Genomic DNA, 20541 nt, shown 5'->3' with positions numbered 1-20541 from the left:
GGCAATCTTGCAGCAATAATTGTCGAATAATCGGTTAGAATAAAGAAAATAACAGTACGACGGGAAATGACATTGGCCACGTTAAACCAATAAGTAGCGCACTGAGTAGTCTCATAAAAATATTAGGATCTTTTGTCAGGAGTAGTGTTACAAGCGCAGAGCATACACCGCCTATCCCGTATACTAGGAGTATGCATTCGAATGTGGACATGCTTAATTTATTAAATTGTTAACAGATGACGGCGGATTGTACACTATTTTGTGCTTAGTTGTTATCTTCTTTGTGGATAGTAAGTTGAATATTGTGGTTTGATTGTGCACTCTATTCTAAAATTGCTAATATAGAATTAGGATTGATATTCGTCGGGAAAATATATGAAATATCAGCAGCTTGAAAATCTGGAATGTGGCTGGAAATGGGAATATCTGGTCAAAAAATCTAGAAATGGTGAAACAATCACCCGCTATATCGAAAGAAATGCGGAAGAAGAAGCCATCAGTTCACTACTGAAAATGGAAAACCAGCCCACGGATGTTCTAAAGTGGATTTCATTGCATATGGATCCGCAATTAGATAATCGGATGAAACAAAGCATTCGAGCTAGACGGAAACGCCACTTTAACGCAGAGCAACAACATACTAGAAAGAAATCAATCGATCTCAATTTTTCAGTATGGCAGCGTTTATCTAACCTTGCCGTAAAACGTAATAAAACACTATCTGAGACGATCATCCAGTTGATCGAAGATGCTGAACATAAAGATAAGTACGAAAGCCAGATGAGTTCGTTAAAACAAGACCTTCAAGCGATATTAGGGAATAGTAAACAATAATTATTCAGATCATGATGGTGTGTTGCAACGATCGTCAATGATCAGTGGGCTTTTTATTCTATTATTGCTTCCTCCACTTTCTAATGAAGGGGTAGTATCTATACCTACCATACTTCAATTGTCGAATTTTTCGTATAGCCACTACGTGAAATTGCCTCCGCCATATAGTTTTCAATATAACGAGTGATTGATTGGATTTTTGTCTAGACGAACTGGTATATATTGAATCGTAGGGATAAAAAAAACCCCATCGAAATGGGGTTTCTGATATTCAGTCTGAAATTCAAACTAGGGCTAAGAATTAAGCACCTGGTTGAGTTACAACTTCAGTTGTACCTTGAATTTCGATTTCAACGCGACGGTCTGGAGCCAGACACTCGATCAGAGCTGCACGGCCTTTAACGTCGTCACATTTGTTACCAGTTACTGGATCTTCTTTACCACGACCTTCAGCAGCGATTGCACTTGCTGGAACGCCTTTAGATACCAGGTAATCAACTACTGACTGAGCACGTTTTTGTGACAGTGGCAGGTTGTAGTTTTGTGAACCGATACGGTCTGTGAAACCAACTACCAGTACGCGACCTTGAGTTGGGTCGATGCTGCTCAGTTCGTTATACAGTTCGTTCAGCGCTTGCTGACCTTCTGGTTTCAGAGTTGCTTTGTTGAAGTTGAACAGAACGTCTGAACGCAGAGTGAAACGCTTGTTCTCAACAACTGGAGCTGGCTCAACAACTGGAGCTGGCTCAACAACTGGAGCTGCTTCTTGGTTGAAACGGTATGCTAGACCAACGCTCAGCATGCCATTGTCAGGACGTACGCCTAGGTTGTCTTTATCACCGATGTTGCTAACCCATTGGTAATCTAAACGAGTTGCCCAGTTTGGAGTGATTGCATATTCAACACCCAGTGCGTATACAGGAGAAACGCCAGTGTCGTTTTCTTTGTATTTATCAAAGCCTTCTTGGTTAGCTTTAACGTCTGTACGCCAAACCATACCACCTAAACGAGTGTAAACGTCTAAGTCATCCATTACTGGATAGCTCAGTTTGGTAGTCAGAGACACACCCATAGATTTCAGGTCGCCGCTGTTACCAGCACCTTTGTATTTCATTTTACCAAACCAGTCATAACCAAGCTCAAAGCCCATGTACTGGTTGTATTGGTAACCTGCGTATGCACCAGCACCGAAAGTATCACGATCAGTGCTGTTACCTACAGAGTCAGTACGGTCAACTGGTGTGAATTTGGTATCTTCATAGTGAGACCAACCCAGTTTAGCACCTGTATACCAAGTGTTGTCTTTTGGAGCTGCCTGCGCAACAGTTGCGAAAGCTGCTACTGCCACTGCTACTGCGATAGCTGTCTTTTTCATTTTCTACGCCTCGTTATCATCCAATATAGGCATGGCTTCAATGAGCCTTATTATTCGCCATTGGTTTAAAATACTTGCTAGGTTTCGCTGACATTATCTACAAAAATTTATAAAAAGTAAAAAATAATGCCATAACCTTAACAAGCTAAAGTCTACAACGAACTTAAAAAGATACAAGTAGAGGCAGCAAAAATCGTTATAAAAAAACTTTTTTTAGTGGATAAATCAGAGAGATAACCGTAATCACATTCTGAGTTGATTATAATCTATCCCTTTGATCTCAATTATTTTTTCGGCGATTTCCTAGACTGATTTATCCAAATGTCAAATTTACTAAGAATATTCTTAATCTTGGCTAGTGATAATAGTTAGAGTGAATTTTTAGGTTATTTTGCTGTCCAGAATGGATACCCGCGATATTATGTGTTTTTTGTGGGCGCATAATAAAACCAATAGAATGACCTTCTTGCGCTGCATTTTGTAATCGACAAAAATCCTGCTCACTTAATTCTGGAAGCCAACCTAACACTACACTGTAATTACCACTTCTCAGTGCTTTTTCCATTGCCTCAATAGTTGTGATTGAAGCCATATTATTTAACTGCATGATTTTATTAGTAGGCAAACCAGATTGCTCTAGCCAATGACGGCTCAGCTTTTTATTCGGGCTTAACCAAAGCAACCAACGTGACTGTATACCGAACTGGCGCAACATAGGCAGTAAAATACAATCCATAATAGGATGTTTTTCATCATAGATGAGTTCACTCACCATACCTTGCTGTAGCGCATTACCCGTTTGGGTTATTGAAGACATTGTTTGAGCATAGTGGTTTACAGAATGTTCAGTTATTTTATTCCAAGAATAGATAGCCATAATTCACCTCGCCAACAAAACTGTATGTATGTACAGTAACTGTATATTTATCCAATATCAAACCTATTTTTTCAAAGCGCTTCGCAAGTTTGTTGTTTTTATCTGCAATATTCTTGGAGTTTTTGGTGGATTCTCTCAAAATATCTATTTGCTAATTGTCTGTTAAATTTAGATATTTATAGTTACAACAAGGATCAAGATGGATGAATACTCATAAGGAGTTTGGGTGTATGTCTTTAATGGAAAAAAATGATTATTGGTTAGATCAACTATTAAAACGTTTTGGGGAAATTAAACGGAAGAATCATTTTGGCGGTGATTGTCTCATTATTGATAACGCAATTATTGGTCTTATATTAGAAGGATGGTTTTATTTAAGGGGATGTTTGTTCGCGAGAAGTTACTTTGAATCTATTAACTTAGAACGCTTGATTTTCAGTAAAAAGGGTATCCCACTTGAGTTACGTTACTATCGTGTTTCAGAGCAAATTTGGCACAACGAAGAACTGTTAATGCACTGCATTGACTTAGCTTATCGTTCCGCGCTTGAGGAGAAGAAGATAAAGCTATCAATGGTAACAAGGATCAAAGATCTTCCTAATATGAATATGTCGGTTGAAAGAGCGCTCGGTAAGATAGGTATCCATAAAGCGGAGGATTTACGTGAAATAGGGGCTAAGGCTTGTTTTCTAAAATTAAAACAATTTGGGCGTTTTCCTCCAAGTATTAAATTATTAATTGGATTGGCTGGGGCGATAGAAGGTTACCATAGTGCTGTTTTACCAACACCAATTAAACAAGAGCTAATTAACTGGTACAACAGCGTAGGGTGATTTTAATCGGTATTGAAAGAGTGGGGGCCAAGATCATCATATAAGGCAATTTTGGCTCCCGCTCATCAGTTTTATTTCTATGCGTTATGCCGTATTGGTTTCACTTGAAGAACTAAGAGGCGCATTAATCTGTTTAATCATGGATTTAATTTCAGGGATGAGTTCAAGCAATAATCTTGTTTGCTCCATAATTAATCCAGTTTTTTCATCGTCACTCGCAGTAATATTGTCAATTCGGTGAGTAATGCTTTCACGTAAGCATTCCGACTTTTCTTCTGAATGGGCATCTAATGTGGCGATTTGCAGTGATGTTTCAACATAACAGATTGCATCACTTAAAATAGCAAGATTTTCTTCATTGTGTATTTGTTCTCGGTGAGCACCAAATGCGGAAATATAACTCAGCAAAGTATGATTAAGGCATAGAAGCCTAAAAGCTTGTTCCTGAGTTACTTTGTAGGATTTAGGGTCGGTTGCCATGTTAGAAACGACAGAGGCAAACTCTGCATCATTGTTATGTGCATCACGGCGTGCTACTCGGTATTCAAGGCTATTATCTTTACCTTGATAGTATTGTTGTAAGATGGCATCTAAGTAGCGACAGTTGCTATCCATGGTTTTTTGTACCACTTGTGGTAATTGGCGAAATTTCCAATCAGGCCAAATAAAGCTCACCGCCAAAAATGCGATAAAGCAACCTATTAAAGTATCGATAATGCGAGGAAGTGCGACTTCAAACCCTTCACCTAATAAATTAAAGCAAAAGAGGACTAGTAAGGTAATAAACAGTGTGGCTTGTGCATACTGACTACTGCGGAAAACAAAGAACAGTAATCCTGAGATCACGATTAGTGTCAGTTGCCCTTCCATTGAAGGGATAAAGTTTAACAGCGGTAGCCCAACGAGGATCCCAATAATGGTTCCTATAATACGTAAAGCTAGGCGTCGTTTGGTGGCGTTATAATTGGGTTGACAAACGAATAGGCTAGTTAAGAGGATCCAGTAACCTCTTTCCAAGTCAAACAATTGAATAATGCCATAACCTGTACATAGCAGTAGTGACATCCTGACTGCGTGGCGAAATAGTGCCGATTTAGGGGTTAAATGATGTTTAAAACGCGCCACAATATCACTGAAGCCAGATAGTGATTCATCTGATAGTTGTTCAAGCTGTTTTGTATTTTGTTGTCGTGAACTTTGTTCAAGACTAAGCCCTCTCAACTGTACATCAATTCCTTTTAAATTCTTGAGTAGGTTATAAAGGGCTTTTACCTCATGAAAATCAGGTGATTGTTGTTTTAAGAGCTGAAGTGAGTTTTCAAGATAGCTGAAAGTACCTTCGAAGCGCGGGTTATGTTGATAAGGTTTACGCCACAATACTGATTGTGCGACTTGTTGGCAGGCCCTTGCTTGCATGGTCAGTAAGCGCTGAAAACGAAATAGAATATCACTATGGCGCAATGTGCGACTCAATTGCTGATATTGAATATGGGATGAGCTGGCTCGCTCGTGAATATCTTGTGCAACAAAGTAATATTGTAATGTAGTACGTGTCCCTTTTTGTCCTCTATCGCCTTTTAATCGACTGAGAAGCGCTATTTTAGCTTGATTCATGGTGTTGACTAACGCGCTATTAACAATAGCTAAATCATAGATAGATTGTTGATAACCATCTTCTAAGTCTGGGTCAAATAAATTTGCTTTGGCATCTAGGTAGGCTGCGAGCTGTTGATAGCATTGAGTAATTGCATCTTGTAACGGGCGAACAGGAAAGAGAATATGACCAATTAAAGTCAATAAATTGTACCAAACTGCACCCGTTAGCAGTAAAACAGGTTGTTGATACCAAGTATCAAAAATGGGAACACCCAACATGGTATAAATAGCAATCAATAAAGCACCAAAGGCAATGGTCGCATAGCGTTGCCCCAATGCACCTAGCAATATAAAGCCGCAAGTTGAAAGTGCTAACCCAAAAAAGAACAAAATTGGGTGAGGAAAAAGTAGCTCAATTGAAACGGATGCGATAAAAAAGCATAACAGGGTAATGACAAGGTTTTTTAAACGGCCAGTTAGTCTATCATCTAAGTCAGTGAGTGCCGCGGCAACCATACCTAACGTGAGTGGTATCGTGACTTTAGGATCTTGACCTAATAACCAAGGGAACAGTGTCGTCCCTGTCAGGGCAATCAATATTCGGATATAATATAAAGCATGGCTGTTATATAAAACACGACGATAACTGGTAAGCAGCGTTAACACAAAGTACCTCAGAGGCAAACATTCCCTAGTCTATATAGGATAGCCTGTTTGCAAGTAATAAAAAACCGTCTGAAATCAAGCAGCCATCATTTTCATTATTGGATAATTCAGGTGCAAGGTGTATGGAACTGAAATCAACACAGATTGGGCAGCGCCTGGCTCAGCATCCCTATAATCGGGTACGCTTATTAAATGCAGGCATTGAGGTAAGTGGTGAAAAACATCAGTATCTCATCCCTTTTAACCAATTAATTGATATTCGCTGCAAAAGAGGGATTGTTTGGGGAGAGTTGGAATTTGAATTGGCGGACGAGCAAGTTGTCCGCTTACATGGAACGGAGTGGAAGCAAACACAGCGTTTTTATCATTATTTAAATGATAAATGGCAGCTATGGAGCCATGAAATGAGCGAAATTAGTGCTCAAGTGCTTGCAACGCTCGCAAACTCTATTCAACAACAAATACAACAAGATAAATGGTTCAGTCTACGTGAATTAGCATCATTTCGTCACAATATCACCCAACAGTTTTCATCCCTTCCTTTACCGTTGGCTCGCGTAAGCCAATTTGAAAACTGCTCTGCCGCTTATCAGTATTGCTTACAATGGCTGAATAACGGTGAAAGTTGTCGCCAACGGACTAATCAACAGTGGTGCGATTCAATACTGTCACGCTACAGTGAATTTTTCGAACATGTTGAAACATCGCCACTTAACGCTAGCCAAGCACTCTCCGTTATTAACGGTGAAGATAATGTTTTAGTTCTCGCAGGCGCAGGAAGTGGGAAGACGTCAGTACTTGTTGCAAGGGCTGGATGGCTGCTTTTAAGAGGGCTAGCAAAAGCAGATCAAATATTATTACTTGCATTTGGTCGTAAAGCCGCACAAGAAATGAACGAACGTATTCAACAACGTTTACATCAAGATGATATAGAAGCAAAAACCTTCCATGCACTAGCCTTACATATTATTCGTGAAGGTAGCAATAAATCGCCGGTGATCAGTGAACTAGAAACGGATACACAAAAACGAGGGGAGCTATTGCTTAACGAGTGGCGTGAGCAGTGCGCGAGTAAAAAAGCACAAGCAAAAGGCTGGCGTGAATGGTTGACCGAAGAGCTACAATGGGATGTGCCAGAAGGTGAATTTTGGCATGATGAAAAAATCAGTAAAAAAGTTGTTAGCCGCTTAGAACGTTGGTTAGGCTTAATGCGTATGCATGGCGGTAGCCAAAAAGAGATGATCGAATCCGCTGATGAGCAGTATAAAGATCGCTTTCAAAAGCGTATACGATTGATGTCTCCATTATTAAAAGCATGGAAAAACGCCTTAAAAGTTGAAGGTGCCATTGATTTTTCAGGATTAATTCATCAAGCAATTAATTTACTTGAAAAAGGTCGCTTTATTAGTCCATGGAAACATATTTTAGTCGATGAATTTCAAGATATTTCGCCATTAAGAGCTAAATTATTACAAGCGTTGCGTCAGCAAAATAAACAAACCGCACTATTTGCCGTCGGCGACGATTGGCAAGCCATCTATCGTTTCAGTGGCGCTGAGCTGGATCTCACGACATCTTTTGAACACAATTTTGGCGAAGGGGCTCAATGTGCTTTAGATACCACCTATCGTTTTAATGAAAGGATAGGGGAAATTGCCAATAGCTTTATTTTGCAGAATCCTACTCAGCTAGATAAACCTTTAAATAGCTTAGTAAAAGGGAACAAAAAATCAGTTATTTTATTATATGAAAACGCACTAGAACGCTTATTAGATAAAATGAGTGGCTACGTCACGGATGATGAAACTATCTTATGTTTGGCTCGTTATCATTACTTACGACCTGACATTTTAAATAAAGCAAAAACACGTTGGCCAAAACTCAACATTGAATTTATGACAATTCATGCATCTAAAGGTAAGCAAGCTGACCATGTGATCATTTGTGGGCTCAATCAAGGTAAAGATGGGTTTCCTGCTGCACCTAGAGAATCCGTGATGGAGCAGGTATTGTTACCTAAGCATGAAGAGTTTGAGCACGCTGAAGAACGACGGCTTTTGTATGTGGCAATGACGCGTGCAAAACAGCAAGTATGGTTACTTTATAACCCTGATGAACCTTCAGACTTTGTCGAAATACTGAGGCAACTAGGCGTTCCTAGACAGAAAAAGCCATAGTGATATGGTGCCGAACAGATGAGTCGGCACCTCAATTTTTATTTTGTACGTTCTTGTAGATAGTGGTGGTAGTCAGGGATCACAATATCTATTTCACCCTTAAAGTAAGGGGAGGTGATGATAAAATCTGCCGTTGCAGCATTAGTCGCTACAGGAATATTCCAAACCGTTGCTAAGCGTAATAATGCTTTAACGTCGGGATCATGAGGAACGGCGTTTAACGGATCCCAAAAGAAGATTAGCACATCAATTTTTTGTTCAGCAATCATAGCGCCAATTTGTTGGTCACCACCCATTGGACCGCTTAGCATACCTGTTACATTCAGCCCAGTGTGATGGGTAAGCAATTTAGCGGTGGTACCCGTTCCAAATAGTTGATGTGGCTTAAGTTGTTCACTATTTTTTGTTGCCCAAGCGAGTAGTGAAGACTTACAGTGGTCATGGGCAACAAGAGCTATGTTCTTAGGGGTTTTTATTGTACGAGTGGTTGATTCCATGATGTTCCCTTAAAATTAGCGTGGCTCAATCGAGCTACTATGCGGCATCAGATATATCATATTGTGAGTTAATAGTTTACTGATTTTGGGAGATATTTTGATGACTAGTCAAGAAATTGCAGAAATATTACGTAGCGTTAACACGATTGCACTGGTTGGGGCCAGCGATAAAAAAGATCGGCCAAGTTATGAAGTGATGGAGTATTTATTGGAGCAGGGTTATATCGTGATCCCTGTTAGTCCTAAATTGGCAGGTCAAACTTTATTAGGGCAAACAGTGTACGCTAAATTAAGTGAGATCCCACAACCTATTGATATGGTAGATGTGTTTCGTAATGCTGAAGCAGCGGTAGGAGTCGCCCATGAAGCGGTAGAAGCGAGAGCGAAAGTTCTGTGGTTACAAAAAGGGGTTGTTAGCGAAGAAGCTCAACAGATAGCACTTGATGCGGGTATGCAATGTGTTATGGATAGGTGCCCAAAACAAGAGATCCCAGCGTTAGGGTTAGAAAAATAACCAATATGCAGTAAAGCAGCGATATTGCTGCTTTACTGTAAGTTTGATAATCAGTTAGTTACGTAGGCGTGGTGCTTGTAATTGTGAGCGAATGGATTCTGCCAATTCGTCCATAGAGGGTTGCTCTGGATGGTCATCAGCGGCTTCATATGTAATTTGGGCTTCTGCCAAATAGGTATGAATTGCATCGCCGTTATCATCCTCCATTACAACATGATACCAAGGCAGATCACGTAATGCGCTATTTGCTGCAATATCGTCGTCATCGTGTGGTTGTTCGAGCGAGTATTCTGCATCAACATCCACGACAACACCTAGGTAGCCGAGTAGTTTATGCCTAACTTGTTGCCCTATACCATATTTACTGGTGATCATCATAGCCACCTCCTAAAAGCCTTGCTTATGCTATAACTCTATATTTGGGCAGTGTTCCGCGTTTTCAAGCCAATGTATGGACAAATACTCATAACGCAATACACTGTCTTATATGTAACATGAAAAGCAGTGCCTCAGTCTCAGATTATCTGTTCGGTGAAAAAAACACAACAGTAATAAATAGCACATTAATAATTAGAGTACTGATAATGGGGGATAAAAATGACAGCAACAGGTGGACGTTTATTTTATATCTATGGTCGCGTTCAAGGTGTAGGCTTTCGCTACCAAACCTATCATTGGGCAAATCAAAACGGCATTAAAGGCTATGTATGTAATCGCGATGATGGAAGTGTTACTTTGGCCATTAATGGCTCAGAGCAAGACATTAGTTTTGTCGAAGAATGGCTAAATGCAGGTGGCCCCCCAGGCGCAAAAATTGACCATTATTTCAGCGAAAATTGGCAAACAGATAAAATAGCGGATTTTTCAGTCCGCTATTAACTGCTGTACAATTAGATACATTTTACGGGTTTAGGGAGTCCCGCGAGCTTAGTTGCTTGCTTAGCTGGGCCTTTAGGGAATAGTCGATATAAATAGCGGCTATTTCCTTTTTCCTCTCCAAATTGTTGAGAGACAGCTTTCACTAACATGCGGATTGCGGGGGAAGTATTAAACTCCAAATAAAAGGCACGAACAAAGCGAACGATTTCAAGGTGTTCTTCTGTCAGAGTAATGTTTTCTTGCTCTGCAAGTAGAGGGATAAGCGCTTCGCTCCATTGTTGGCTATCAATAAGATAGCCCTGAGAATCAGTCTCAATTTCTTGACCGTTAAAAAGCAACATACACATTTCAACCTAAACAAAAATAGACTGCAAATTTAGCAAAAAATAGTCAATAACCCAAGCAACCCGTTAGATATGTTGATAATTTAGTCCATCAACACACTAAGCGCCTATTTTTATAGCAATTGACATGATAAGGGGTTTACATCCAACGCTCAGATGTTTATAGTGCACGTCATTGCGGAGGGGTGGCCGAGCGGCTGAAGGCAGCGGTCTTGAAAACCGCCGATGGGAAACCATCCGAGAGTTCGAATCTCTCCTCCTCCGCCATCTTCACTTCTAGTAACGTCTTCCAAAGTCTTCCAATCCCAAGTAAATCAAGCATTCCACCAAAATCTACTAACATATTTCTAAATCTATATAATTTGTTGTATAGGTTTCTGTAGAGAAATTCTCTCTACAATTTTCCTATATAATATTAATGAGTTATAAAGCGAATAGATATGGCATATCAAGCGTGCCAAGCCAAAAAAATCCTACACGCTGGCGGATGGTAATGGGCTATCTTTATTAGTTGAAATTAGCAACTCCAAAGGCTGGTATCAAGGAAGCCATGATTGCTGAGGTTAAAGAGAAAGGTTTGGATATCCGAGAGAGCCGCATTAAACAGGGATTACAGTCATACATTAGTCGCAAGGTTTATTTGAAAGTCCTTACTTTGGTTGGCAATCGGTTTGATATGAACGAGCAATCTAACGGAGAGGTTACACCAGAACAACAAGCTATAGCAGAACAAAAACTGGCGAAATGGAACAATAAATAATAAATTGCGTTTAAACATCCAGATTCATTGTTGATTCTGGTACTTACTTTCTATGATTAATTAAGGGATTAATATTGATGAAGAGCCGTTATCAAATTCAGTTTTCAGCATCGAGATTAGAAGCAGAGAAAATACGAAAATTAATACAACAGCCAGCAACTGCCATTATAGATAAAGAAAAAATGCCATACAGATTATTCACTAAGCTATGGAATTTATTTTCTATAGCATCGATTGTGCTGGGCGGCGCATTGTTAATAATTGGTTATGAGGCTTATTCGAAGTTGGATGAGTTTTCAGGTCTTAAAAATATAGGTTTTTTGTGTTTTTGTGGCTTATTAATTTCTTTGATATGTTTGTATATTACATTTCGCATAGAGCAACGTTACATAAGAAAAAATGAGGAAAAAGAACAAAGTAATCCCGATAGATTAGTCAAGGTTAAAATTAACAGGAAATATATAGACAGTATTACGAAAGAGACTCTAGTTAGAATGTTTTGGTCGAATATAGAAGAGTGCTATATCGAGGAAGAGTACATGTTTATTTTTGCTTTTGGTGGTGAAGGAACCGTTATCCCTGCAAGAGTTCTATCAGAGGGGGAGTTTAAAGAGCTACATCAGTTCGTAATGGAGCAAATAGCAAGTCATAAATCTAAATAAAAATATCGCCAACGCATAAGCCGAGGCGGCATATAGCTAGTTTTCCTACACGTTAGTCATTAACTTCCTCTTTCAACATTTTCATCCTTCACTACTTTGGACTGGTACTGGTAATACTGTCATCGCAGCATATCAGAGTTGTTCAAAATAACTAAAAGCTACCATTAGCTCATTTTCATTTTTTGGTTTATTCAAGTCTACACCTGTCGCTTTTATTGTGATTTTAAATAGCTCCTCTCGTGTTATATCAAGTCTAGCCGAAACATGATTAGCGCAGCTTCTAGCATGGGATGCTCTTTGATTTAAAGGTAATTCAGGATTGAGGACTTTTGACCGCGAGCTATTGTGTGACATACATTAACTCCAATAATTTTAGCATGAAGTATTGTAGCATGTAGCATTAAGAAGCTCTAAATCAAGGGGCGCCATTGATAAGGTATTTACTCCATAATTCAGATAACTACTCTTAATAAATATCAATTAGTTACTGTAAATAAAAAAGCGACGATCACGTAGCCTTGGTGATTCACTTTTTATCAAAAATAGTTCTTTTTAGTAATGATTTTTTAATGAAACTAATGTTAAATTTTAACTAACATTTTATTATTAATGTAATAGTTATTATATGGCTGTATTTTTATCCACTAATGAGAGCATCCTATTTATTCTCATAATATTTTTTATTCTAAGTGCTTCTAGTACTATTTTATAGGCATTAAATTTATCAGTGAATTAAAAATAATGTTAAAAGATGTCAGTAATGATGGTAGCGTACAAAGAATAAACTAGTCTCTTTTATCTTAATATGACTTATTTTTGAAACTATTTATTATTACTTCTAACAAAACTAATTGATTAATCATATCAGTGTTTTTTACCAAGCCAATTCTTGTAATAAATCCTAAATTAATAATCTTTGTAAATATTAACTCTATTTAGAGTTTCGTAGGTGAATTAATTAACTTTAAGTCATAAACTATAACTTCATTTTTATATTTTATAGATAAAACTATTATCAATATAAATAATGTCAATTTGTTATTATTGTTATGGTTAATTTTTGAATTTATTAAAAATATGAGATTGAAAGAGATTTAAATAAGGATTTATTTCTCTAATTAATTGTTTTTAAATGATTAAATTTATTTGTGTAAATTAATTTCCATTACCTTGACTTTATATGAAAATAAACCAGAATGAATGATGCCCATATATGAATATGTGAATGTTAAATATATTCATGATGATCATTCTCTAGATGAATTTATTTCAATAAGATTTGTTTCACTATGTTATTTTTTATGTTAAAGGTGTGTGTGAATGAACGATGAGCCTAATCCTCTATTTCTTTATTGAGAGTAATAAAAATAATGCTTTGTAAAGAATATTAAGCTTATTTTTAAATGTTAATGTATCTCAATGAAAATAAACGTAAACACGCATCTTTTACCGTACATTAGGTTCATCTAATTATTTTTTAATACTAAGAGGAACAATTACATGTTAAATGATGATACTTACATATCTAAAAATGAAAGTGCGGCGGTTTATTTATTAGAACAAGCAATGGGATTTACGTTTCAAGCATCATTGAGAGTAGCTACACTTTTAGATATCGCTGATAAGTTAAAAAATGGTGCTAAAACAATTGATGAGCTTGCAAAAGAAGCGGATGTTAATCCTAAACAACTTTTCAGAGTTATGAGAATGCTGGCTGCTAAGGATATTTTTGCACAAACGAGTGATGGTAAATTTGAGTTAACCCCCGCAGCTGAATTTCTTCGGACCGATCAATTTCATTCATTACATGATGCTGTTCTTATGCTGACAGATAAAACATTTTGGGAACCATTAGGTAATTTAATTCATAGTTTACGTAGTGATATTCCTTTTAGAGATATGTTTGGGGAGTCTTTTTATGAATATTGGGCAGACAAAAAAAATTATGAAAATGGCTATAGTTTTCACACTGGGATGTCTTCAATGTCTACAGTTGAAAACTATTTTCTAACTCAGCGGTATGACTTTCCTGATAATTCGACAGTTGTCGATATTGCCGGAGGGATGGGCGGATTATTATTAACGGTTCTACAAAGTAATAAGACTCTACATGGCATATTATTCGATCAGCCTGAAATTCTAAAAAAACATCGGCTTGATGACTTAGGTGATTCTACAAGATGGGGAATTCAAGCGGGGAACTTTTTTGAATCATGCCCTGAAGCAGATTTCTATCTATTAAAATATATCACTATGGATTGGCCAACGGATAAAGCACAAAAAATATTACAAAGTTGCCGTAATGCGATGAATGACAACTCTAAATTACTTATTTTAGAGCCTGTTATTCCAACTGGTAATCACTGGCATGGCGGTAATTTAATAGACCTATTACTCTTAGCAAGTTTTGATGGTGGGCAGACTCGTAGTGAAGCAGAATTGAAAGCATTACTTGATAGTGCAGACTTAAAACTTAATCGAATAATTGAGACAGGTTGTTATGTGTCGATTGTCGAGGCAATTCCTAAATAAAAATCCAAATAAATCTGCAAAATATATATAGGTAGAAATTGTAATACAATCTTACTGATATATATGCTTGGTTAATATATAACGAGCAGTAATAATCATTTACTGCTTAAATAATTAGGAGGTGCAAGATGGAAGCGATTGCAGGTAAAGTCATTATAATTACGGGAGCAAGTAGTGGTATTGGTGCATCTACGGCTCTTTATCTTTCAAGTAAAAAAGCAATAGTTGTGTTAGCAGCACGCCGAGAGGAGCTTCTAGAAAAGTTGGCACAAGCTTGTGTTGGAAAAACTCTTGTTGTGCCGACTGATGTGACTAAATATAGCGATGTTAAAAATTTAGTAAATACAACACTTTCTCAATTTGGGAAAATTGATGTGTTAATTAATAATGCCGGCTTAATGGCTATTTCTCCTCTAAACCTTAGTAAAGTGGATGAGTGGGAAAAAATGATTGATATTAATATTAAGGGACCTTTATATGGGATTGCCGAAGTGCTTCCTATATTTGAAAGACAAAAAAGTGGCCATTTTATTAATATATCTTCCGTAGCGGGCGTAAAAGTATTTAGTCCAGGAGGAACTGTATATAGTGGAACAAAATTTGCTCTACGCGCTATATCGGAAGGTCTACGAAGTGAAGTTGACAAAAATATTAGGACAACAACAATTTGTCCCGGTGTTATCGATTCCGAATTAAAATTTGGCAGTAGTGATCCTACAAGCTTACAATCAATAATTGATTTTTATAAGCAAGCTATCCCACCTGATTCTATTGCACGAGCTATTGCTTATGCTATTGAGCAACCGGCAGATGTAGATATTAATGAGATTATATTACGCCCCACACAACAAGAATTTTAACTTTATTATAAATAACCTTTTAATTGTATTAATGAAGTCAAATTTAATAGGCTGGCCTATTAAAAAGTATCAGGTAATTGTCGGATAGTTGAAATCGATTTTATATCTCATTGCACTCTCATTTTAGTAGGTATGATAATGAAGAAGAGTTATACTGTAGCAGATTATCTTTTAGATCGGCTTGCTCAAATAGGCATTCATCACTTATTTGGTGTTCCGGGCGATTACAATTTGCAGTTCCTTGATCATGTTATCAGTCATCCTCAAATTGATTGGATTGGTTGTGCAAATGAACTTAATGCATCTTATGCTGCTGATGGCTATGCTCGTTGTAAGCCTGCATCTGCGATGTTAACCACATTTGGTGTCGGAGAATTAAGTGCAATCAATGGAATTGCGGGAGCTTATGCAGAATATCTTCCTATTATTCACATTATTGGCGCTCCAGTATTACAATTCCAGCGAGATGGATTATTGTTACATCATTCCCTTGGTGATGGTGATTTCGAACATTTTTCTCGTATGGCAAAAGAAGTCAGTGTTGCCCAAGCTTGCCTAACGCCAAGTAATGCAGAATCAGAAATAGATAGATTAATTACGATTGCTTTGAGTGAGCATCGTCCTGTACATTTGGTCATTCCTTGCGATGTAGCGATATTACCGCTCGAGTCTAAACCAGCGCCGTTGGTATTACCAACAAACGTTTTATCAAACACATCGCTAAAAATGTTTATTGAATCCGCACGTAAAAAACTCACAGGCACAAAAAAAGTATCAGTACTTGCGGGTTGTCTTGCTGAAAGACTTAATGTACAACCATTGCTACAGCAGTGGATGGATGAAGTGGCACTTCCTCATTCAGCTTTGCTTTTTGGTAAAGGTGTATTCAATGAAAATCATTCTAATTATGCGGGAACTTATATAGGAGCAGCAAGCGAAGTTGAAATAAAAAATCTAATAGAAAACGTTGATGTTACAATTAACATCGGGGTGTTATTTATTGATACAGCAACTGCGGGCTTTAGTCATAAATTACCAACTGAAAACTGTATTAGTATTCACCCTAATGAAGCTAGAGTGGGGCATCAAGTTTTTACTCAAATACCAATGGAAGATGCAATTAAAGCTCTTCACCAATTAACATTATCTCTTGTGCAACAATGGTCATTACCAATAATTAATCCACCATCGTTGTCGCCTCCGTTATTTCAGAGCAGTAAATCCAAATTGGATCAGCGTTCTTTTTGGCGTGAAATTCAAAAATTTATTCGGCCAAATGATATATTATTTACCGATCAAGGCACTTCATGTTTCGGGGCGGCTGAACTCATATTACCCGAAAATTGTAAATTTGTGATCCAATCTTTGTGGGCATCTGTTGGTTTTTCCTTAGCAGCTACTTTTGGAGCTCAACTTGCTGAACCTAATCGTCGAGTCATATTGTTAATTGGTGATGGAGCGGCACAATTTACAGTGCAAGAACTAGGAACTATGTTAAGAAATGGATTAAAGCCAATAATATTTTTAATGAATAATCAAGGTTATACTGTTGAACGTGCAATCCATGGTCCTGAACAGGTATACAATGATATTACCGCATGGGACTGGACACTATTATTTAAAGCATTCGCAAATCAATATCCGGCATTCGTAAGACGTATAACGGAGACAGAACAATTGAAATGTGCTTTAGAGGAGGTGGCTAATTGTAATCAACTCGCTTTTATTGAAGTGATTTTACCTAAAATGGATACTCCGAAAATATTAGATGATATTTCTATTGCCTTAAAGAATAATATGGTGGAGCAGAGATAGATTATTGTTAATATGTTGGTCTTGTATATTCGTCTATTGATGATAATGTTTATTTTATAGGGATTAACAAAATAGGTATGATTCACTTTGGTTTATCTCTTGTTAAAACTTCACTGATTATTTCAAATACTATAATCGAATAATATCGCCAAATAAAGGCGATATTATTCGAGTGATATTTTGTGAGTTTAATCGTGCTATAATTGTTTCGGTATTTAATTAATTCCCACAATGAAAGTTACACCATGAGCATTATCGCTAGATAGATATCCGATACCAGCCTTTATCTTAAATTCTGTATTACTAATGTTTATAGGCGTTTCTAATGCTAATGATGTATTATTTATAAACCCAAATGACAAATCTCTGTAGCTATTACCATAAAAACCACCAATGTCATTAGAGACGATGATGTCAAAAGATTTCCCTTTAATATCAAAGGCATTTGCCATGGTGTATTCACCACCTGCGGACCAAATGCCTATATTATTACTTATTTTTATATTGCTTTTATTGCCGATGCTTTCCATGAACATATAGGCAACACTTGTATGAAGACTAATATTATCTCCATTGCTTAAAGTGTTTTTATTTACTATCCCTATTTTCGGGGTTATATGTAAAGTGTTTATATCCCAATCTAAGAGTTTAGCTTCACGAAGCCCCGCTTTTACATCATCTTCACCGTAGAATGATGATTTATTTTGCATATTTGAATAGCCAAGCTCAAGTTCACCTTCTAAACTATAGTTTTTATTTATGCTGTATGTTAATTGTGGAGATGTAGTCAGATTTAAGATATCCCAACGGGAACGAAGGCTATTTGATGAATCAATATCTATGACTTCTGATTTTACTTTAAGATAATTTCCTCGTATTTGAATATTGAAAGCGTAATCGCCATCAGTATAAATATTTTTGAAGGTATAGGGTAATGAATACTTACTGTAATCAAGGCCGTCTGAGTATAATGTTGAAGCGCTAATGTCATTTGTTGAAGACAAAGCAATAAGTTTAGCGTAACCCGCTGTTAAAGCTTTATCACTGAGCGCGTCTGGTGAAAACAAGGCAACAAAAGGAGAAAAGTAAGTCAATAGAAAGCGTTTCATTGTAGTACCAGTATGAGCTAATTTTTGATTATTAGACTCGATATTATAATCTTTTACAGTTGAAATTATATAATAAGTATCAGAGTAAATATGTTTTTAACACCCGCTTAAGTAGAATTATAAGTTTTACTGTCTATTTTGTAAGGTGAGACTATTAAAACCAATAGGGCTTGTTGTTAGCATGTTTTACTTAAGTTGCTAAAAAGAAAAATAATTGTTATTGATTGTTATCTGTTTTTTGGTGTGTGTCAGCAGACAAGTGTACATGAGACTGTCGATTAATTAGTAAATTTATTAATAATAATATTCTTGATTCAAACGTTTAAATTAGTTTGTTTATAGAAATTAATACATCGTTAATTAGCTTTAACATGATTTTTTAACTAATTAGTTCTGTTTTTATATATTGATTTAATATCATATTATCATAATTAAATATTATGGTTGTTTTTTTAGTCTTAAATAATTAAAGAACAAAAAATGCTAGAACAATTTTTTATTTGGGATTATCTTATGTTGATAAGTAATCCCAAGTTATTTTTATTTAAAATTAGGAGGCTTTATGCCATTACCAGAGCGTTTAAAACCAATAAAAATTAACCGTTCAATTATGAAGGATAAGCTTGATTTACTCGAGCAAATTACGATTAAGATTGACAGTGGTGCTAAAGAAGATAATACAGAACTTAATCTGATGATGAAAAACTGGAACATCCAAACAGCTAAAATTTATGAGTTTTCAGATTTTCGTGATTATAATTCATGGACAAGCGCTAAAGAGTTTACAAAGATGGCATTTAATCAAACCAAATATATAGACGACCTTACCTATGAGGAATTGATCGCTATTATTGAGTTTATATGTAACGCGGAAGGGAATGAATCTGAACAATCGTACGCTCTTGATTTACTTGAGATGAATTTTGATGCTAATCCATCAGATTTAATATATTGGCCTAATGAGTGGTTTAATGACGAAGATGTCGATGATTTATCATTTGAAGAGGTTGCCGCTTATCTTATGCATAGGTCTCAACGGATATTGCCAGATTCACCTAAAATCATATTAAGATATCCTATCCCTGAAAAAATTGATGGCTAATGATTATTAAACGGTGAATTACGACATTTCACCGTTAATCTTTATATTTGCTGTGTTGTTTTTAGAAGCTTTCAAAGCTTGATTGTTTTTATGCCAATCATAGTCGCCTGTCCACCCACGCTAACACGACTAATTTCATTTTCTTTCGTATCTATGATGACTTGGATTAAAGAGGAACAGGTCATAGCTCGACCCTGTTCAAATTGAAAATGTGTTTCTTTGGGGAAAACATTTTTAACGAGGTAGCATCCTAAAGCGCCACTAGCACTACCAGTTGCAGACTCTTCATCTATACCGTATAGCGGTGCAAAGTTTCGACAATGTGCGGTGATGGATGGATCATCGCTTAATTCAAATACATGAAAACCGATAGTATTAAACTCACGGCTTAGCTTTGCGAGTGCCTTAAAATTAGGTTGTAGTGTATCCAATTGGCCCGTTTGTATTGGGACGATAATATCAGGTAACCCCGTTGAGATAATGCTTACAGGTAAATTGGTTTCTGTAATGACATTTGGGTGCATTCCGAAAGCCGCCGCAACATCTTTTATATCAGGTCCTTGCCGCATGATAGGTAAGGTTTGTTCCATGACGATATTATTAGGTGTAATGACGACATTGAGAATACCTGCTTTCGTTTTTTGCTTGTAATTACCTGAGTTAAGTAAATTGAGTGAGTTTAGAGTAAAGAAAACAGCTAAAGTTGCGTGTCCACAAAAATCGACTTCGCCTTCAGAGGTAAAAAACTCTACGTTGAAATCGGTATCTTCGCCTGAATAAACAAATGCGGTTTCAGAGAAACCAACTTGACGAGCGATCGCTGTTTTTTGTTCGATACTTAGTTTAGGTGGATAAAGAACAACTCCTGCGGGATTACCTCCGGAATTATTACGGGTGAATGAGTTGACAAGATGAACTTTGATTTCATTTTCAGCTAAGTGTGTTAGCGCATTTGGCATCGTTTGTTCTCATATTATGCCTCGATATTGTTTAATGGATATGCAAGGCCGATTGTGGGTGATAGAACAGAATATTTCATCGTTCGGATGATTACTAAAGCCTTTCTATCATTTTTTGAATGGAAAATCACTCTATAACCTAGGCAATCT

General features: G+C 37.0%; 21 protein-coding genes, 1 tRNA gene and 1 pseudogene. 13 read left to right on the top strand and 10 right to left on the bottom strand.

The window, feature by feature from the left end; translation table 11 throughout:
• Positions 1 to 34 precede the first annotated feature (34 nt).
• Complete coding sequence (locus M1E96_RS14000) at positions 35 to 211, bottom strand: GhoT/OrtT family toxin (RefSeq protein WP_081335818.1); 177 nt, start codon at positions 209 to 211, stop codon at positions 35 to 37.
• A 164-nt stretch (positions 212 to 375) separates the two neighbouring features.
• Between M1E96_RS14000 and matP the strand changes: the two genes are divergently transcribed.
• Positions 376 to 834 (top strand): macrodomain Ter protein MatP, encoded by a 459-nt coding sequence (gene matP, locus M1E96_RS13995; RefSeq protein WP_369427134.1) that lies wholly within the window; start codon positions 376 to 378, stop codon positions 832 to 834.
• 301 nt (positions 835 to 1135) lie between these two features.
• Here the strand turns inward: matP and ompA are convergent, their stop codons facing one another.
• Positions 1136 to 2209 (bottom strand): porin OmpA, encoded by a 1074-nt coding sequence (gene ompA / locus M1E96_RS13990; protein WP_319067539.1) that lies wholly within the window; start codon positions 2207 to 2209, stop codon positions 1136 to 1138.
• 355 nt (positions 2210 to 2564) lie between these two features.
• On the bottom strand, positions 2565 to 3086 hold the full coding sequence (gene sulA, locus M1E96_RS13985) for an SOS-induced cell division inhibitor SulA (protein ID WP_272580904.1): 522 nt from the start codon (positions 3084 to 3086) through the stop codon (positions 2565 to 2567).
• Positions 3087 to 3289: 203 nt separating this feature from the next.
• On the opposite strand from sulA, the gene M1E96_RS13980 reads away from it, so the two are divergent.
• The gene (locus tag M1E96_RS13980) at positions 3290 to 3919 is read left to right on the top strand and encodes a TfoX/Sxy family DNA transformation protein (RefSeq protein ID WP_070924864.1); all 630 of its coding nucleotides are present in this window, start codon (positions 3290 to 3292) and stop codon (positions 3917 to 3919) included.
• A gap of 84 nt (positions 3920 to 4003) precedes the next feature.
• Here the strand turns inward: M1E96_RS13980 and yccS are convergent, their stop codons facing one another.
• Positions 4004 to 6181: a YccS family putative transporter gene (yccS, locus tag M1E96_RS13975; RefSeq protein WP_272580903.1), complete on the bottom strand. Its 2178-nt coding sequence runs from the start codon at positions 6179 to 6181 to the stop codon at positions 4004 to 4006.
• A 122-nt stretch (positions 6182 to 6303) separates the two neighbouring features.
• Here yccS and helD point away from each other — a divergent pair, with 122 nt between their 5' ends.
• The gene (helD, locus tag M1E96_RS13970; RefSeq protein ID WP_319067536.1) at positions 6304 to 8358 is read left to right on the top strand and encodes a DNA helicase IV; all 2055 of its coding nucleotides are present in this window, start codon (positions 6304 to 6306) and stop codon (positions 8356 to 8358) included.
• Positions 8359 to 8396: 38 nt separating this feature from the next.
• On the opposite strand, the gene M1E96_RS13965 is transcribed toward helD, so the two are convergent.
• A complete protein-coding gene (locus M1E96_RS13965; protein ID WP_070924861.1) occupies positions 8397 to 8855 on the bottom strand; it encodes a methylglyoxal synthase in 459 nt (152 codons plus the stop codon).
• A 100-nt stretch (positions 8856 to 8955) separates the two neighbouring features.
• On the opposite strand from M1E96_RS13965, the gene M1E96_RS13960 reads away from it, so the two are divergent.
• On the top strand, positions 8956 to 9369 hold the full coding sequence (locus M1E96_RS13960) for a CoA-binding protein (protein ID WP_272580901.1): 414 nt from the start codon (positions 8956 to 8958) through the stop codon (positions 9367 to 9369).
• 54 nt (positions 9370 to 9423) lie between these two features.
• Here the strand turns inward: M1E96_RS13960 and hspQ are convergent, their stop codons facing one another.
• Positions 9424 to 9747 (bottom strand): heat shock protein HspQ, encoded by a 324-nt coding sequence (gene hspQ, locus M1E96_RS13955; protein WP_175442433.1) that lies wholly within the window; start codon positions 9745 to 9747, stop codon positions 9424 to 9426.
• Positions 9748 to 9966: 219 nt separating this feature from the next.
• Between hspQ and M1E96_RS13950 the strand changes: the two genes are divergently transcribed.
• On the top strand, positions 9967 to 10248 hold the full coding sequence (locus tag M1E96_RS13950; RefSeq protein ID WP_070924859.1) for an acylphosphatase: 282 nt from the start codon (positions 9967 to 9969) through the stop codon (positions 10246 to 10248).
• A gap of 11 nt (positions 10249 to 10259) precedes the next feature.
• Here M1E96_RS13950 and tusE read toward each other — a convergent pair whose 3' ends face one another.
• Positions 10260 to 10589, bottom strand: coding sequence for a sulfurtransferase TusE (gene tusE / locus M1E96_RS13945; RefSeq protein WP_070924858.1), 330 nt, complete (start codon positions 10587 to 10589; stop codon positions 10260 to 10262).
• A 182-nt stretch (positions 10590 to 10771) separates the two neighbouring features.
• Between tusE and M1E96_RS13940 the strand changes: the two genes are divergently transcribed.
• From M1E96_RS13940 to M1E96_RS13925, 4 genes and pseudogenes are all read left to right on the top strand, one after another.
• Positions 10772 to 10859, top strand: a tRNA-Ser gene (locus M1E96_RS13940).
• Positions 10860 to 11030: 171 nt separating this feature from the next.
• Positions 11031 to 11129 (top strand): annotated as a pseudogene (locus tag M1E96_RS13935) (DUF4102 domain-containing protein); the annotation flags it as partial.
• A 13-nt stretch (positions 11130 to 11142) separates the two neighbouring features.
• Complete coding sequence (locus M1E96_RS13930; RefSeq protein ID WP_369097278.1) at positions 11143 to 11352, top strand: ProQ/FINO family protein; 210 nt, start codon at positions 11143 to 11145, stop codon at positions 11350 to 11352.
• A gap of 77 nt (positions 11353 to 11429) precedes the next feature.
• Entirely contained in the window at positions 11430 to 12014 is a 585-nt protein-coding gene (locus M1E96_RS13925) for a YcxB family protein (protein ID WP_272580899.1), read from the top strand.
• 132 nt (positions 12015 to 12146) lie between these two features.
• Here the strand turns inward: M1E96_RS13925 and M1E96_RS13920 are convergent, their stop codons facing one another.
• A complete protein-coding gene (locus M1E96_RS13920; RefSeq protein ID WP_319067535.1) occupies positions 12147 to 12368 on the bottom strand; it encodes a hypothetical protein in 222 nt (73 codons plus the stop codon).
• A gap of 1146 nt (positions 12369 to 13514) precedes the next feature.
• On the opposite strand from M1E96_RS13920, the gene M1E96_RS13915 reads away from it, so the two are divergent.
• From M1E96_RS13915 to M1E96_RS13905, 3 genes are all read left to right on the top strand, one after another.
• Complete coding sequence (locus M1E96_RS13915) at positions 13515 to 14546, top strand: methyltransferase (protein ID WP_369427133.1); 1032 nt, start codon at positions 13515 to 13517, stop codon at positions 14544 to 14546.
• Between the two features lie 128 nt (positions 14547 to 14674).
• Positions 14675 to 15406, top strand: coding sequence for an SDR family oxidoreductase (locus tag M1E96_RS13910; protein ID WP_272580897.1), 732 nt, complete (start codon positions 14675 to 14677; stop codon positions 15404 to 15406).
• 138 nt (positions 15407 to 15544) lie between these two features.
• Complete coding sequence (locus M1E96_RS13905; protein ID WP_272580896.1) at positions 15545 to 17221, top strand: alpha-keto acid decarboxylase family protein; 1677 nt, start codon at positions 15545 to 15547, stop codon at positions 17219 to 17221.
• A gap of 215 nt (positions 17222 to 17436) precedes the next feature.
• On the opposite strand, the gene M1E96_RS13900 is transcribed toward M1E96_RS13905, so the two are convergent.
• The gene (locus tag M1E96_RS13900; protein WP_337979456.1) at positions 17437 to 18330 is read right to left on the bottom strand and encodes a hypothetical protein; all 894 of its coding nucleotides are present in this window, start codon (positions 18328 to 18330) and stop codon (positions 17437 to 17439) included.
• A 562-nt stretch (positions 18331 to 18892) separates the two neighbouring features.
• Between M1E96_RS13900 and M1E96_RS13895 the strand changes: the two genes are divergently transcribed.
• Positions 18893 to 19432: a hypothetical protein gene (locus tag M1E96_RS13895; protein ID WP_272580894.1), complete on the top strand. Its 540-nt coding sequence runs from the start codon at positions 18893 to 18895 to the stop codon at positions 19430 to 19432.
• A 71-nt stretch (positions 19433 to 19503) separates the two neighbouring features.
• Here the strand turns inward: M1E96_RS13895 and M1E96_RS13890 are convergent, their stop codons facing one another.
• Complete coding sequence (locus M1E96_RS13890) at positions 19504 to 20391, bottom strand: PhzF family phenazine biosynthesis protein (protein WP_272580893.1); 888 nt, start codon at positions 20389 to 20391, stop codon at positions 19504 to 19506.
• Positions 20392 to 20541: the final 150 nt, after the last annotated feature.

Source organism: Providencia sp. PROV236 (assembly GCF_033676985.1).
Lineage (GTDB): Bacteria > Pseudomonadota > Gammaproteobacteria > Enterobacterales > Enterobacteriaceae > Providencia > Providencia manganoxydans.
Note: the sequence above shows the minus strand (reverse complement) of the source record. Positions and strands in the feature narration are given on the sequence as shown.

Coding starts and splice junctions, on each gene's coding strand:
- M1E96_RS14000 (WP_081335818.1), bottom strand. CDS start 211: ATGTCCACATTCGAATGCATACTCCTAGTATACGGGATAGGCGGTGTA.
- matP (WP_369427134.1), top strand. CDS start 376: ATGAAATATCAGCAGCTTGAAAATCTGGAATGTGGCTGGAAATGGGAA.
- ompA (WP_319067539.1), bottom strand. CDS start 2,209: ATGAAAAAGACAGCTATCGCAGTAGCAGTGGCAGTAGCAGCTTTCGCA.
- sulA (WP_272580904.1), bottom strand. CDS start 3,086: ATGGCTATCTATTCTTGGAATAAAATAACTGAACATTCTGTAAACCAC.
- M1E96_RS13980 (WP_070924864.1), top strand. CDS start 3,290: ATGAATACTCATAAGGAGTTTGGGTGTATGTCTTTAATGGAAAAAAAT.
- helD (WP_319067536.1), top strand. CDS start 6,304: ATGGAACTGAAATCAACACAGATTGGGCAGCGCCTGGCTCAGCATCCC.
- M1E96_RS13965 (WP_070924861.1), bottom strand. CDS start 8,855: ATGGAATCAACCACTCGTACAATAAAAACCCCTAAGAACATAGCTCTT.
- M1E96_RS13960 (WP_272580901.1), top strand. CDS start 8,956: ATGACTAGTCAAGAAATTGCAGAAATATTACGTAGCGTTAACACGATT.
- hspQ (WP_175442433.1), bottom strand. CDS start 9,747: ATGATGATCACCAGTAAATATGGTATAGGGCAACAAGTTAGGCATAAA.
- M1E96_RS13950 (WP_070924859.1), top strand. CDS start 9,967: ATGACAGCAACAGGTGGACGTTTATTTTATATCTATGGTCGCGTTCAA.
- tusE (WP_070924858.1), bottom strand. CDS start 10,589: ATGTTGCTTTTTAACGGTCAAGAAATTGAGACTGATTCTCAGGGCTAT.
- M1E96_RS13930 (WP_369097278.1), top strand. CDS start 11,143: ATGATTGCTGAGGTTAAAGAGAAAGGTTTGGATATCCGAGAGAGCCGC.
- M1E96_RS13925 (WP_272580899.1), top strand. CDS start 11,430: ATGAAGAGCCGTTATCAAATTCAGTTTTCAGCATCGAGATTAGAAGCA.
- M1E96_RS13920 (WP_319067535.1), bottom strand. CDS start 12,368: ATGTCACACAATAGCTCGCGGTCAAAAGTCCTCAATCCTGAATTACCT.
- M1E96_RS13915 (WP_369427133.1), top strand. CDS start 13,515: ATGTTAAATGATGATACTTACATATCTAAAAATGAAAGTGCGGCGGTT.
- M1E96_RS13910 (WP_272580897.1), top strand. CDS start 14,675: ATGGAAGCGATTGCAGGTAAAGTCATTATAATTACGGGAGCAAGTAGT.
- M1E96_RS13905 (WP_272580896.1), top strand. CDS start 15,545: ATGAAGAAGAGTTATACTGTAGCAGATTATCTTTTAGATCGGCTTGCT.
- M1E96_RS13900 (WP_337979456.1), bottom strand. CDS start 18,330: ATGAAACGCTTTCTATTGACTTACTTTTCTCCTTTTGTTGCCTTGTTT.
- M1E96_RS13895 (WP_272580894.1), top strand. CDS start 18,893: ATGCCATTACCAGAGCGTTTAAAACCAATAAAAATTAACCGTTCAATT.
- M1E96_RS13890 (WP_272580893.1), bottom strand. CDS start 20,391: ATGCCAAATGCGCTAACACACTTAGCTGAAAATGAAATCAAAGTTCAT.